14 protein-coding genes and 1 pseudogene are annotated in these 12,485 nt (G+C 72.4%); 7 read left to right on the top strand and 8 right to left on the bottom strand.

Annotation, left to right across the window (positions count from 1 at the left end; all coding sequences use genetic code 11):
• Positions 1-387, top strand: a pseudogene (locus AB0H81_RS40145) (hypothetical protein); the annotation flags it as partial.
• A gap of 110 nt (positions 388-497) precedes the next feature.
• Positions 498-1,172 carry a FadR/GntR family transcriptional regulator gene (locus tag AB0H81_RS40140; protein WP_175590179.1) on the top strand — a complete coding sequence of 225 codons (675 nt, stop codon included), beginning with the start codon at positions 498-500 and terminating at the stop codon, positions 1,170-1,172.
• Between the two features lie 181 nt (positions 1,173-1,353).
• Here AB0H81_RS40140 and AB0H81_RS40135 read toward each other — a convergent pair whose 3' ends face one another.
• Both AB0H81_RS40135 and AB0H81_RS40130 read right to left on the bottom strand, forming a co-directional pair.
• Positions 1,354-2,196: an SDR family oxidoreductase gene (locus AB0H81_RS40135; protein ID WP_358386267.1), complete on the bottom strand. Its 843-nt coding sequence runs from the start codon at positions 2,194-2,196 to the stop codon at positions 1,354-1,356.
• Positions 2,197-2,198: 2 nt separating this feature from the next.
• Positions 2,199-2,498, bottom strand: a complete 300-nt coding sequence (locus tag AB0H81_RS40130) for an antibiotic biosynthesis monooxygenase (RefSeq protein WP_358386264.1) — start codon at positions 2,496-2,498, stop codon at positions 2,199-2,201.
• Positions 2,499-2,560: 62 nt separating this feature from the next.
• Here AB0H81_RS40130 and AB0H81_RS40125 point away from each other — a divergent pair, with 62 nt between their 5' ends.
• Entirely contained in the window at positions 2,561-3,019 is a 459-nt protein-coding gene (locus AB0H81_RS40125) for a helix-turn-helix domain-containing protein (RefSeq protein ID WP_358386262.1), read from the top strand.
• A 100-nt stretch (positions 3,020-3,119) separates the two neighbouring features.
• Here AB0H81_RS40125 and dnaN read toward each other — a convergent pair whose 3' ends face one another.
• The 3 genes from dnaN to AB0H81_RS40110 form a co-directional block, all read right to left on the bottom strand.
• On the bottom strand, positions 3,120-4,220 hold the full coding sequence (gene dnaN / locus AB0H81_RS40120; protein ID WP_358386259.1) for a DNA polymerase III subunit beta: 1,101 nt from the start codon (positions 4,218-4,220) through the stop codon (positions 3,120-3,122).
• Positions 4,221-4,312: 92 nt separating this feature from the next.
• Positions 4,313-4,966 carry a response regulator transcription factor gene (locus tag AB0H81_RS40115; protein ID WP_358386256.1) on the bottom strand — a complete coding sequence of 218 codons (654 nt, stop codon included), beginning with the start codon at positions 4,964-4,966 and terminating at the stop codon, positions 4,313-4,315.
• Complete coding sequence (locus AB0H81_RS40110; RefSeq protein ID WP_358386253.1) at positions 4,966-6,402, bottom strand: histidine kinase; 1,437 nt, start codon at positions 6,400-6,402, stop codon at positions 4,966-4,968. Before AB0H81_RS40110 ends, AB0H81_RS40115 begins: the two co-directional genes overlap by 1 nt.
• Positions 6,403-6,511: 109 nt before the next feature.
• Between AB0H81_RS40110 and AB0H81_RS40105 the strand changes: the two genes are divergently transcribed.
• Both AB0H81_RS40105 and AB0H81_RS40100 read left to right on the top strand, forming a co-directional pair.
• A complete protein-coding gene (locus tag AB0H81_RS40105) occupies positions 6,512-7,417 on the top strand; it encodes an ABC transporter ATP-binding protein (protein WP_358386251.1) in 906 nt (301 codons plus the stop codon).
• Entirely contained in the window at positions 7,414-8,148 is a 735-nt protein-coding gene (locus AB0H81_RS40100) for an ABC transporter permease (RefSeq protein ID WP_358386248.1), read from the top strand. Before AB0H81_RS40105 ends, AB0H81_RS40100 begins: the two co-directional genes overlap by 4 nt.
• Positions 8,149-8,205: 57 nt before the next feature.
• Here AB0H81_RS40100 and AB0H81_RS40095 read toward each other — a convergent pair whose 3' ends face one another.
• A complete protein-coding gene (locus AB0H81_RS40095) occupies positions 8,206-9,114 on the bottom strand; it encodes an SMP-30/gluconolactonase/LRE family protein (protein WP_358386246.1) in 909 nt (302 codons plus the stop codon).
• A 65-nt stretch (positions 9,115-9,179) separates the two neighbouring features.
• Here AB0H81_RS40095 and AB0H81_RS40090 point away from each other — a divergent pair, with 65 nt between their 5' ends.
• A complete protein-coding gene (locus AB0H81_RS40090) occupies positions 9,180-9,620 on the top strand; it encodes an Lrp/AsnC family transcriptional regulator (protein WP_358386243.1) in 441 nt (146 codons plus the stop codon).
• Positions 9,621-9,627: 7 nt separating this feature from the next.
• Entirely contained in the window at positions 9,628-10,173 is a 546-nt protein-coding gene (gene soxR / locus AB0H81_RS40085; RefSeq protein ID WP_358386239.1) for a redox-sensitive transcriptional activator SoxR, read from the top strand.
• A gap of 36 nt (positions 10,174-10,209) precedes the next feature.
• On the opposite strand, the gene AB0H81_RS40080 is transcribed toward soxR, so the two are convergent.
• Together AB0H81_RS40080 and AB0H81_RS40075 are read right to left on the bottom strand one after the other, a co-directional pair.
• Positions 10,210-10,458 carry a universal stress protein gene (locus tag AB0H81_RS40080; protein ID WP_358386270.1) on the bottom strand — a complete coding sequence of 83 codons (249 nt, stop codon included), beginning with the start codon at positions 10,456-10,458 and terminating at the stop codon, positions 10,210-10,212.
• A gap of 469 nt (positions 10,459-10,927) precedes the next feature.
• Positions 10,928-12,485 (bottom strand): LuxR C-terminal-related transcriptional regulator (locus AB0H81_RS40075; protein WP_358386237.1); only part of this gene is annotated, 1,558 nt, incomplete at its 5' end.

Here is a 12,485-nt window from a genome sequence, read left to right as displayed (position 1 = left end):
CGTCCCGGTCATCCCGGTACGCGGCGAGCGTGGCGCGCACACCGAGCCCACGAACGTCACCTGACCGGCACCGTCAGTGGAGCCAGGCCCGGCACGTCGCGGACCACCGCGGCCGAGGGGCGGCTGGTGCTCGCGACCGTGTCGCTCGACCTGGGCGGCGACGCTGCGGCGCACCTCGCCGGGGCGCGGGAGCTGCTGGAGTCGCTGGGCCGGCCGATGTTCGGCTCCGACCGTCAGGCGGCCCGCTGCTGGCGCGAACTGGGCGACCTGTACGGCCGGGCCGGTGGCCGGGCGCAGCAGACCGCCGCGTATCGTAAGGCGCTGGAAGCGGCTGGGGTTCACTCCGCGCTGGCGGGCCTTCCGGTTGACGCCGCGGTCTCCGGGTGATCGGAAAAGACCTCCTGGGAGTTCCAGATTTGTGTTCTGCGGTCTGGAATAATTAGGGTCTACCAGTCATTGACTCATAGGATGATTGGTTTCCCCGGAGGAGGCGGACTGTGAGTCTGCGTACGGCGCAGCGGGCTTCGCTCGTGGACCAGGTGATCGATCAGCTCAAGGAGCAGATCACATCAGGGTCGTGGCAGATGAACGGCAAGATCCCGACCGAGACAGTGCTCGCCGAGCAGCTCGGAGTGGGACGCAACACCGTTCGCGAGGCCGTACGCGCACTGACTCACGCGGGGCTGCTGGAGTGCCGGCAGGGTGACGGCACCTACGTCCGCGCGACGAGCGAGCTCTCCGGCGCCATGCTCCGCCGCCTGCGGCAGGCGGAGCAGCTGGAGATTCTGGAGGTGCGGCGCGCCCTGGAGGTGGAGTCGGCCCGGCTGGCCGCCACCAGGCGCACCGACGAGGACATCCTGCGCATCGAGGCCGCGCTCGCCGAGCGCGAGCGCGCCTGGGAACTCGACGACCCCGACTTCTTCGTGGAGGCCGACCTGGCCTTCCACATGGCCGTCGCGCACGCCACCCACAACCTCGTGCTGATCGACCTGTTCGAGGACTTCTCCGCCGCGCTGCGGGCCAGCATCACGGCCGCGGGCACGTCGCTCAACAAGAGCTACATCCCGCACGACGCGATCGCCCGCGCCATCGCCGCCGGCGACGCGACCGCCGCCGAGCGCGCCAGCCATGCTTGCATGGAGCATATTTTGATCGCCCTCACCGATGCATAGTCTTGTCTGTTACGGCAAGGCCGGCCTGGCCCCAGTCGCCGTACGAGGCTGAGGGCCTCCAGGGAAACGGCCGCTGAGCCCGCACGGGGCCGGGCGCCATTACGTGCGCCTTCTTGACCATGGCTTCCATCATGCGGGCACCGCGACGCCTGGGCTCCCTCACACCTGACCGTGGCTTCCCTCATGCCTGGCCGGTGAGGCGGTCCGCGTGGGCTCTGGCGAAGTCCACGAACGGGGTGGGCAGCTTGCCCGTCACCGACTCGTAGTCCTTCGTCGTGTAGTCGCCCCAGCCTCTCGCGTAGGCGCGCAGGTACTCGGTGGTGACCGCGGCGATCCACTCCGGCAGGCCCGCGTCCTTCATGCCGGTGTACGCCTGCTCCGGCTCCAGGGCCTGGTAGGCGATCCGCCGGCCGAACACCTCGGTGAGTTGCCCGGCCGCCTCGCCCAGCGAGATGCTGGCGGGGCCGGTGAGGGTGTACACCTTGCCTGTGTGCGGTCGGGGGTCGGTGAGGACGGTGGCGGCGAACTCGCCGATGTCCCGCACGTCGATGAGGCCGATCCGGCCCTGCCCGGTGGCGCCGTACAAGGTGTCACCGGTGACCGAGCCGAACAGGTTCTGCATGAAGAAGGCCGGGCGGATGACGGTCCAGCCGAGGCCGGACGCCTGGAGCTCGGCGTCGGAGAGCGCGTGCAGGCGGCCGTTGCGGGTGGGGGCGTCGTGCGCGGCGCCGATCGCCGACATGCGCACCACGTGCCGCACTCCTGCCTGGCGGGCCGCCCAGACAGCGTTCATGCTGGCGTGGGGTGCCTGCGGTCCCATGGCGGTGAGCAGCCACAGCGTCTCCACGCCGTCGAAGGCGTCGGTGAGCGTCTCCGGGGCGTCGAGGTCGCCGACGGCCACCTCGTATCCGGCGGGCGCCTTGGCCGGGTCGCGCACCAGCACCCGCACGCCGTCCTTGCCGGGCAGCGCGTCGAGCACAGCGCTGGAGACGGTGCCGGTGGCTCCGGTGATGAGGATGGTCATGGTCAGCCCTCGTTCTCTTCCGTGGTGCCGTCTTCCGCGGACACCAGCTCGTCGATCAGTTCGAAGAAGGCCCGGATGCCGGGCAGGTTGCCGCCCTTGGCGGCCGAGGCGGCGCGGTCCTCGGGTGTGCGCCACTCGACGATGTCGAGCCACTCGTCGCCGGGCAGGCGCACCAGGCGCGCGCCGAGGAAGCCCGCGCGGTCCGCGCGGAAGTCCGCGAGCATTCCGGGGCGGGCGGCGAGCAGCCGCTCGGCGTTCTCCGGAGACACGCGGAACCGGGTGAGTTCCACCGTTCTGGTCATGAGACAACAGTATAGTAAGAATCAGTGACTATCAAGATTTGTGACTAACGGGAGGTGTGGTCGTGCGCAGGAGCCGGCGCAAGCGTGAGTATCCGGATCTCGGCATCCTGGCCGGGCGGACCCTGTTCGCGGTGCAGCGGGAGCTGTTCGGGGCCGTGGCCGAGCAGGGGCATCCCGAGCTGCGGCCGCGTCACGGCGCGGTGCTCGCGTACCTCGACGAGGAGGGCAGCCGGGCCACCGACCTGGCCGCCCAGTCGGGTCAGCACAAGCAGGTCATCGGCACGCTGGTGGACGAGCTGGTCGCGCTCGGCTACGTCGAGCGCCAACCCGACCCGGCCGACCGGCGGGCCAAGCTGATCGTGCCCACGGCCAAGGGCCTGGACGAGATGGCCAAGTCGGACGCCGCCATCGCCGCGATCGAGGCCGAGCTGGCCTCGGCCGTGGGCGAGGAGGCGTACGGGGAGTTCAAGCGCGTCTTCAAGCTGGTCGCCGACGGGCTGTCGGCCCGCCGCCCCGAGTGACGCGCGGCCTCATGAGTCCACCGGCCCGTGACGCGAGCGATTCCGCCGCCCCGAGTGACGCGCGCCCTTGGGGGTATGCGGCTCCCGGTGACGCGCCGGCTCAGGAGCCGAGGCGCAGGGACATCACGAGGTAGCGGAAGGCCGGGTCGGCGTCTCCGGGGACGTCCTGGATCAGCGCGGGGCGCGTCGGCGACTCCATGTTGATGCGGGCCAGCTCCGTCTCGATGCCGGTCAGGCCGTCGAGCAGGAACTGCGACTGGAAGGCGATCTCGATGTCGTCGCCCCGCAGGTCGCACTCCAGCACCTCGGTGCTGCGGCCGATGTCGCCGCCACCCGCCTGAAGCGTCACCCGCCCCTGGGTGAACGACAGCCGGATCGCGGTGTTGCGCTCGGCCACCAGCGCCACCCGCTTGATCGCGTCGACGAACGGCCCCACCCGCACGTCGGCCCGGATCGACCAGTCGGCGGTCAGCCGGCGGCGGTAGTCGATGAACTGCTCGTCGAGCAGCCGCACCGTGGTGCTGCGCCCGACGCTCTCGAACCCGGCCACCGCGTCGCCCATCGCGATCTCCACCTCGCCGCCTCGCAGCGACTTGGCCACCTCGACGAGCACGCGCGCGGGCACCATGGCCGAGACGGCGACGTCGGGCCGCGCCGGCCGCCAGGTGAACGTGCGGGCCGCGATCCGGTAACGGTCGGTCGCCGCCATCGTGACCGTCTCGCCCTCGATGTCGACCCGGATGCCGGTGAGCATGGGCAGCGTGTCGTCGCGGCTGGAGGCGGGCGCGACCTGGCCGACGGCCGAGGCGAACACACCACCGCCGATGGCGCCGACCGCCGGCGGCATCGTGGGCATGGTCGGGAAGTCCTCGACGGGCATCGTGATCAGGCCGAACTCGGCGCTGCCGCAGGTCAGGACCGCTTCCTGGCCTTCGGTGACGATCTGCACCTCGTCGCCGGGCAGGCTGCGGCTGATCTCGGCCAGCAGCCGGCCCGGGATCAACACACCGCCGGTCTCGGCCACATCGGCGTCGATCCGCGCCTGCGCGGAGACGTCGTAGTCGAACGCGGACAGGCTCAGCTGCTCGCCGGCCACGAGCAGCAGGCCCGAGAGCACGGGCATCACGGGACGGCTGGGGAGGACCCGGGCAGCCCATGCCACGGCATCTGCCAGAACATCGCGGTTGACCCGGATTTTCACGTGAACGACCCTTTCGCTCGCCTACCTCCTATGAAAGGTAGCCGGTCGGACCGACAATCCGGCCCGGCGGCCGATCCGGAGGTCGTTCGGGGTCAGCGCCTGTTGAGGTAGGCGAGCACCGCCAGCACCCGGCGGTTGTCGTCCTCCGACGGCGCCAGGTCGAGCTTGGCGAAGATGCTCGCGGTGTGCTTGGCCACCGCGCTCTCGCTCAGGTAGAGCCGCTGCGAGATGGCGGCGTTCGAGCGTCCCTCGGCCATGGCCTCCAGCACCTGCCGCTCGCGCGGCGTCAGCGCGGCCAGCGGTTCGTTGCGGACGTTGCTGGCCAGCAGCTTGGCGATGACCTCGGGGTCCATGGCCGTGCCGCCCTCCGCCACCCGGCGCACCGCGTCCACGAACTGCCCGGCGTTGAGCACGCGGTCCTTCAGCAGGTAACCGATCGCGCCGGAACCGTCGGCCAGGAGTTCGCGGGCGTAGAGCTGCTCGACGTGCTGCGACAGCACGAGGATCGGCAGGCCGGGCACCCGCCGGCGGGCCTCCAGCGCGGCCTGGAGCCCCTCGTCGGTGAACGTGGGCGGCAGCCGTACGTCCACGACCGACACGTCGGGTCGCAGCTCGACCAGCCCCTCCAGCAGCTCGGGACCGCTCTCCACGGCGGCCACGACCGAGAACCCGTGGGCCTGGAGCAGGTGGACCAGGCCGTCCCTGAGCAGGTAGAGGTCCTCGGCGATCAGCACGCGGTTCCCCATCAGCACAGCCCCAGCCGGTGCGGCGCCTGGGCCATCAGGCGGTCGCGGTTGTGCTTGGCGGGGATCGCGATGGCGGTCGCGTACATGGCGAGTCCGAGCGTGACCATGACGTAGACGACCGGCCACTGGAAGGGCTCGGCGACGTGCAGGGCGAGGAACCACGACTTCTCGCGGACGTCGAAGATCTTGAGCGCGGCGGCGACCAGCCCCTGCGGGAAAAGCGGGCACCAGGCCAGCGACCAGCAGAGCGCCACCACGACGGCCTTCCAGCGCGGCAGCTTCGGCAGCACCCCCGCCCAGTGGTCCGGGAGCACCCTGGGCAGCACCATCATGACGCTCGTCGGGCCGCCCGGCGGGCTGTTGACCGCCATCACGCCGTCGAAGGCGGCCAGCCGCCGCTCGATGCCGCGCAGGCCGCTGCCCTTGGCCGGGTCCGCGCCGCCCAGGCCGTCGTCCGTGACCGTGACGCGCAGGCTCGGGCCGTCGGAGCTGATGTCCACGCTCGCCGAGCGGGCGTCCCCGTGCCGGGCGGCGTTGGCGAGCAGCTCGCTGACCGCGAAGTAGACGGCGGCCTCCACCGGAGGTTCGGGCCGGTGCGGCAGGTCCACCTCCACTTCCACCCGCAGCGCGGTGTCCATCGCGAGGGCGCGCACGGCGTCGGCGAGCCCCCGCTCCGCCAGCACCGGCGGGTGGATGCCGCGGATGAGCCGCCGCAGCTCGGTCAGCGTCTCGGCGGAGGCGTCGCGGGCCTTGCTCATCAGCGTCTTGGCCGCGGCCGGGTCCGCGTCCATCAGCTCCTCCGCCGCGCCCAGGGTCATGCCGATGGCGATGAGCCTTGCCTGGGTGCCGTCGTGCAGGTCGCGTTCGATACGCCGCATCTCGGCCGCCTGGGAGTCCGCGGCGATGCTGCGTGACTGGTGGAGGTGGCTGAGCTGGCCGCGCAGCACGCTCGCGCGGGTGGGGGACAGCAGCAGGGCGCACCACTGGCCGTACACCCCGAGGCCCCTGGTGGGCAACGCGAGGAGCAGCGGCAGCAGGGCGAGCTTGACCAGCGGGTCCAGGCCCAGCCACAGCAGGTCGCGCCAGGTCGCCGGGTCGGTGGTCATCCACTTCCAGCGGGCGTTCCAGGTGGGGACGCGGGGCGACTTGTACAGCGTCCGCTCGTAGCGGTACAGCCCGTCCACCTCCGGCCGCGGTGGTGGCGGTTCCGCCAGGTACGGCGAGGCGATCCGGACACCGGTCCAGGCGCCGATCCGGCGCCGGGTCTCCTCGGCCAGCGCCCGCACCATGCGGATCTGCGGCGGGAGAAGGAAGACCAGCCCCAGCGTGAACGTCAGCGTCACGGCCGCCACCGAGAGCAGGAAGACACCGGCCTGGACGAGGATCATCCCGAGCAGCGCGGCCACCCGGGCCGTCCCGGTCAGTCGTCGGAGCATGCCACCAGTGTGCGCGAACATCGACGACACCGGCACTGTACCTAGGTACACCATTACCGGGCATCCAACCCGATTCCCGGCCCCGGCCCCGATTCCTACCGTCGAGACCATGAAGGTCATCGAGGTGAGGAACCTCCGCAAGAGCTACCCCCATCACGTGGCGGTGGAGGACGTGTCGTTCGAGGTGGCCGAGGGAGAGATCTTCGGCATCCTCGGACCCAACGGCGCCGGCAAGACGACCACCGTCGAGTGCGTCGCCGGTCTGCGCGTGCCCGACTCCGGCACCGTACGGGTGGCCGGGCTCGACCCGCACCACGACCGCGAGGAGCTGCGCCGCGTGCTCGGAGCGCAGCTCCAGAGCGCCGCGCTGCCGGACAAGATCAAGGTCTGGGAGGCCCTGGACCTGTACGCCTCCTTCTACCCGCACCCCGCCGACTGGGAGGAACTGCTGCGCCGGGTCGGGCTCGGCGACAAGCGCGACACCGCGTTCGGCAAGCTCTCCGGCGGCCAGCGCCAGCGGCTGTCGGTCGCCCTGGCCCTGGTGGGCCGGCCGCGCGTGGCCGTACTCGACGAACTGACCACCGGTCTCGACCCGCAGGCCCGCCGCGACACCTGGGAGCTGGTGGAGCAGGTGCGCGACTCGGGCGTCACGATCGTACTGGTCACCCACTTCATGGAGGAGGCCGAACGGCTCTGCGACCGGCTCACCCTCATCGACCGGGGCCGCGTCGTCGCCACCGGCACCCCGGCCGCGCTCGTCGCGCAGGCGGGCGGGGAGCAGCGGCTCAGGTTCCGGCCGTCGGCGCCCGTGGACCACGCGCTGCTGCTGGCGCTGCCCGAGGTGCGCTCGGTCTCCGGCAGCGGCGAGCACCTGGAGGTGACCGGCGTCGGCGACCTCGCGCCCGCCGTCACGCTCGCGCTCGCCGAGCACCGGATCGTGCCCACCGACCTGCGCGTCGAGCAGGCCACGCTCGACGACGCGTTCCTCGCCCTCACCGGAAGGACACTGTCATGAGGAAGATCCTCGCCGTCGAGACGAAGCTCTACCTGCGCGAATGGCCCGCCCTGCTGTTCACGATCGCGCTGCCGCTCGGGCTGCTGCTCGTGCTGGGCAGCATCCCCGGCATGGGCAGGCCCGACCCGGCGCTGGGCGGGCAGCGGGTCACCGACACCCAGTTGCCGGCCATGATGACGCTGCTGGCGATGCTCACGCTGGCGTTCACGGTGCTGCCCACCGTGCTGACGACGTACCGCGAACGGGGCGTGCTGCGGCGGATGTCGACCACGCCCGTCCATCCCGCGCGGGTGCTGGCCGGGCAGCTCGTCATCAACGTGGCCGTCGGCGTCGTGTCCACCGCGCTGATCGTGGTGCTGGGCCGGCTCGTGCTGGGGACGGCCATGCCGCGGCAGCCGGTGGGGTTCGTACTGGTCTTCCTGCTGGGGACGGCCGCGCTGATGGCCACGGGGCTGGTGATCGCCGCGCTGGCGCGCACCGGCAAGGCCGCCTCCGGGATCGGGTCGCTGGTGATGTTCCCGCTGATGTTCGTGGCGGGCATGTGGATACCGCGCGAGCTCATGCCGGAGGCGCTGCGCGTCGTCAGCGACTACTCGGTGGCCGGCCCGTTCGGCCAGGCCATGCGGGCCACCTGGGCGGGCGACTGGCCGCAGCCGCTGCACCTGGCGGTGATGGCGGCCGGGCTGGTGGTCTTCGGCTGGCTGGCCGTGCGCCTGTTCCGCTGGGAGTGAGCGCCCGGCCCGCTGTCGCGCCGGGACCAGGCGCCCGCCCCCTCCGGGGGTGGAGCGTCAGGCCCGGACGGGGCGGGCGCCCGTGACGTTCAGCATGATCGAGTAGAGCGAGGTGGAGGCGGTGACGAACAGCCGGTTGCGCTTGAGGCCGCCGAACACCAGGTTGGCGACGTAGTCGGGCAGGAGGAGCCGGCCGATCAGCGTGCCGTCGGGGTCGTAGCAGTGCACCGACTTGCCGGCCGCCGCCCACACGCGGCCCGTGTCGTCCAGCCGCATCCCGTCGTACGCGTCACCGGCCGCCCCCTCCGCGAAGATCCGGCCCTTCTCCAGGGTGCCGTCGTCGGTCACCTCGAAGACGCGGATGTGGCGGCGCCGGGTGTCGGCCACGTACAGCAGCCGCTCGTCCAGGGAGAACGCCAGCCCGTTGGGCCGTTCGAAGTCGTCGGCCACGACGCGCACCTCGCCGGTCACCGGGTCGATCCGGTAGACGTGACAGCCGTCGATCTCCTGCTCGGCCCGCACTCCCTCGTAGTCGCTGGTGATCCCGTACGACGGGTCGGTGAACCAGATGGAGCCGTCGGAGCCCACGACCGCGTCGTTGGGGCTGTTGAGGCGCCTGCCCTCCCAGCGGTCGGCGATGACGGTGATCGAGCCGTCGTGCTCGGTGCGGGTGACACGGCGGTTGCCCTGCTCGCAGGAGATCATCCGGCCCTCCCGGTCGAGGGTGTTGCCGTTGGTGTAGCCGGCGGGCGTGCGGAACGGGCCGACGGCGCCGGTGAACTCGTCCCAGCGCAGCATGCGGTCGTTCGGGATGTCGCTCCAGACGAGGAAGCGGCCGGCGGGGAAGTAGACGGGGCCCTCGGCCCAGCGGGTGCCGGTGTACAGCCGCTCGACCACGTCGTCGCCGGCGACGCGGGCGAACCTCTCGTCCAGGACCTCGAACTGCGTGGGAATCACATCCATCATGCTGAAACTCAACAACACCGGATGCTGTTTGGTCAAACAGCTAAATTTCCGGATAGCATCTGGTCGTGGATGACATCGACAGGAAGCTGGTCGGGCTGCTCCAGGAGGACGCCGGCCGCTCGTACGCCTCGCTGGGCCAGGCCGTGGGACTGTCGGGCGCGGCGGCGCACGAACGGGTGCGCAAGCTGCGCGAGCGCGGCGTCATCAGGCGCACGACCGTCGACGTCGACCCGGCCGAGCTCGGCCGGCCGGTGACGGCGTACGTGCTCGTGGACGGCAGCACGTGGATGGGCGACACCGCCGAGCGGCTGCGGCGGATCCCCGCGGTCGAGGAGGCGCACGTCATCGCCGGCCCCGCCTCGCTCCTGCTCAAGGTCCGCACGGCGACGACCCGCGACCTCCAGAAGGTGCTGCGGCAGGTGTTCGAGGTGGAAGGGGTGACCAGCACGCAGACCGTCGTGGTGCTGGAGACCTTCTTCGAGCGGCCGAGCGATCCTGAACTATAGTCCAGCTATGACCAGAGCCCCGTGGAACACCAAGGAGCTGACCGTCGGCCAGCTCGCCGAGCGCAGCGGCGTCGCCGTGTCGGCGCTGCACTTCTACGAGGCCAAGGGGCTCATCACCAGCCGCCGCACCGCGGGCAACCAGCGCCGCTACCACCGCGACACGCTCCGCCGGGTCGCCTTCATCCGGCTGGCCCAGCGCATCGGCATCCCGCTGAAGACCATCAAGGAGGCGCTGGAGACGCTGCCCGAGGGGCGCACCCCCACGCGCGGCGACTGGGCCCGGCTCTCGGCCGCCTGGCGCGGAGAGCTCGACGACCGCATCGAACAGCTCCAGCGGCTGCGCGACGACCTGACCGACTGCATCGGCTGCGGCTGCCTGTCGCTCGACCGGTGCGCGCTGGCCAACCAGTACGACCGGCTGGGCGAGGAGGGGCCGGGGGCCAGGCGCATCGACACCCACCTCATCCGGGCCAAGGCCGCCACGGACGCGGGGTCCTCCGCCCAAGCCTGCTGCCCCCCTGACCGCGCGCCGACGGCCGCGGGGCACGGCTGAGGGACCCGGCCCAGGGACTCGGCTGAGGGGGCGGGGTTAGGGGGTCCTGGGCTGCGGGGTCCTGGGCTGCGGGGGGACGATCAGGGTCGGCCGGTGCGCGTGGTGCAGCACGTGGTTGGAGACGCTGCCCAGCAGCACCGACCGCGCCCCCGACAGGCCGCGCGAGCCCGTGACGATCAGCGCGGCGTCCAGCTCGTCGGCCACGTCCACGATCGTCTTCCAGATCGACTCCCGGTCGGCCACGGCCCGGTAGGTCACCTCGGCGATCCCGGAGGCCCGCGCCAGCTCGGCCCCCTCCTGGGCGTGCGCCTCGGCCAGCTCGCGCCACTCGTCCGCGCCGTCCCTGATCGCCGCGACGTCGGCCAGTCGGCCGAGCCGTCATAGGCGATGAGGATGGACATGGCCTGCTCCCTTCACTGCTCTCGTCAGGTGCAGCACCGGGATGATCGGCCGGGATTCCGGAGCGGCCTGTCTGGTGTGTCACACCCGGCTGGGTGCCGTAATCGCGCGTTGTGACCCTCCCCCGCGTGCCCCGCCTCGACGTCGAGCTCGCGCTGCGCGTACCTGCCCGTGCCGCTCGCCTACGACGGGCCCTGCCCCGGGCGGGTACGACTTCGACCTGGAGCGCCGCGCCCCGGAGCTGGGCGTCCTCCTCGACGACCTCCTGGCCGGCGACCTGGCGTCGTCGCGGGGCGGGGCGGCGGCGTGCTGGGCGCACATGAGCCTGCGCCAGGTCGACTACGACCGCGGCCGGTCAGGACAGGTCGAGGCCGGCGAGCTGGGCCCGGCTGACCACGTTGAGCTTGGGGAAGGCCCGGTAGAGGTGGTAGCTGACCGTCTTCGGGCTGAGGAAGAGCTGCGCCCCGATCTCGCGGTTCGTCAGCCCGGCCGCCGCCAGCCGTACGATCTGCAACTCCTGGGGTGACAGCGCCGAGACGGTCTCGTCGCGTCCGGCCGGAGCGCTGGTGTCGCCCGCCGCCCGCAGCTCCGTGCGGGCGCGCTCGGCCCAGGGCCGGGCGCCCAGCCGCTCGAACGTCTCCAGCGCCGCGCGCAGGTGCGGCCGGGCGCTGCCCTTGTGCCGCTCCCTTCGCAGCCGCTCGCCGAAGGCGAGCCGGGTCCGCGCCGCCTCCCACGGCCGTCCGCTGTCGGCGTGCAGCCGTACGGCGGCGCGGAAGTGCTCGTGAGCGGTGTCCCAGTCGGGTTCGAGCACGGCCCGGCACCGGTGGAGCACGGCGCCGGCCCAGTCGAGGCCGGAGGCGAGGGCCCACTCCTCGAAGCGGCGCAGCGGCTCGCCGGCCGGGGTGCCCAGCCGTACGGCCGCCTCGATCTGGTCGGGCGCGAAGTACACCGCCTGGATCTGGTGGCGCACCGGACCCTCCAGGGCGGCGTCGAGCCGGTCCAGCGCCTCGGCGAAACGGCCGTGGCCGAGGTCCAGCAGGGCCAGCGCCCATTCGGCCCAGGCGGGGCCGTTGACGATCCGGTTGGCGTCGAACCGGTCGAGGCAGCGGGCCGCCAGCCGGGAGCACTCCGCCGCGTCGCCGCGCACGGCGGCGATCCAGGCGAGCATGCCTTCGAGGTAGCCGGCCCGGTTCGGCTGACCGGTGTCGGCGGCCAGCCGCAGCCCCTCGGCGGCGCCGGCCACGGCGTCGTTGAACCGGCCCAGGTAGAGATCCGAGGCCGTGAGCGTCAGCAGTGCCAGGGGGATCTTGCCGATCTCGCCGCGCGCCCGGCACTCCGCCGCGACGGCCGCCGAGATGTCGCGCCCGGCCTGGAAGTCGCCGACCAGCCCGGCGACGAAGGCGGCGTTGACCCGTAGCGCGTGCGCGCCCTCACGGATCCGGCCGCCGTCGGCGACCAGGCCGCGCATGGTGGCCAGGGCTCCGGCCGGGCCCCTGGCCAGGAACTCGGCCGCGCCCGTGACCGCGTCCACCGCGGGGCCGAGCCCGTCACCGGGCCGTAGCCCGAGCGCCTGGAGCCGGTCGGACGCCTCCGCGACCCGGCCGGGGTCGCTGAGCTGCCAGGCGTTGCGGGCGGCGTCGATGAGCAGCGCCCCGGCCATGACGCGGTCCACCTCGGCCACCGCCTCCGCGCCCGCCACGAGCAGGTCGTGGGCGAGGTGGGGCGCGCCCTCGTCGAAGGCGAGGCGGGCGCGCAGCTCCGAGAGCCGTGCGAGCGAGCGGGGGTCCGTCTCCAGCCGGCCGGCCCGTTCGGCCAGGTCCTTGGCGCGTACCGGCTGGCCGGCGTCGGCGGCGGCCACCGCGGCCGACGTCAGCCGGCGCGCCCGCACGGCCGTCTCCTCCGTCAGCTCGGCG

The sequence above is a fragment of the Nonomuraea sp. NPDC050691 genome, assembly GCF_040654455.1.
Lineage (GTDB): Bacteria > Actinomycetota > Actinomycetes > Streptosporangiales > Streptosporangiaceae > Nonomuraea.
This window is presented reverse-complemented; position numbering and strand designations above follow the sequence as displayed.

What these genes read in the sequence shown, in the direction of transcription:
- AB0H81_RS40135 (WP_358386267.1), bottom strand. Translation starts at nt 2,196, where the DNA reads ATGACCATCCTCATCACCGGAGCCACCGGCACCGTCTCCAGCGCTGTG.
- AB0H81_RS40130 (WP_358386264.1), bottom strand. Translation starts at nt 2,498, where the DNA reads ATGACCAGAACGGTGGAACTCACCCGGTTCCGCGTGTCTCCGGAGAAC.
- AB0H81_RS40115 (WP_358386256.1), bottom strand. Translation starts at nt 4,966, where the DNA reads ATGGGGAACCGCGTGCTGATCGCCGAGGACCTCTACCTGCTCAGGGAC.
- AB0H81_RS40110 (WP_358386253.1), bottom strand. Translation starts at nt 6,402, where the DNA reads ATGCTCCGACGACTGACCGGGACGGCCCGGGTGGCCGCGCTGCTCGGG.
- AB0H81_RS40105 (WP_358386251.1), top strand. Translation starts at nt 6,512, where the DNA reads ATGAAGGTCATCGAGGTGAGGAACCTCCGCAAGAGCTACCCCCATCAC.
- AB0H81_RS40100 (WP_358386248.1), top strand. Translation starts at nt 7,414, where the DNA reads ATGAGGAAGATCCTCGCCGTCGAGACGAAGCTCTACCTGCGCGAATGG.
- AB0H81_RS40095 (WP_358386246.1), bottom strand. Translation starts at nt 9,114, where the DNA reads ATGATGGATGTGATTCCCACGCAGTTCGAGGTCCTGGACGAGAGGTTC.
- soxR (WP_358386239.1), top strand. Translation starts at nt 9,628, where the DNA reads ATGACCAGAGCCCCGTGGAACACCAAGGAGCTGACCGTCGGCCAGCTC.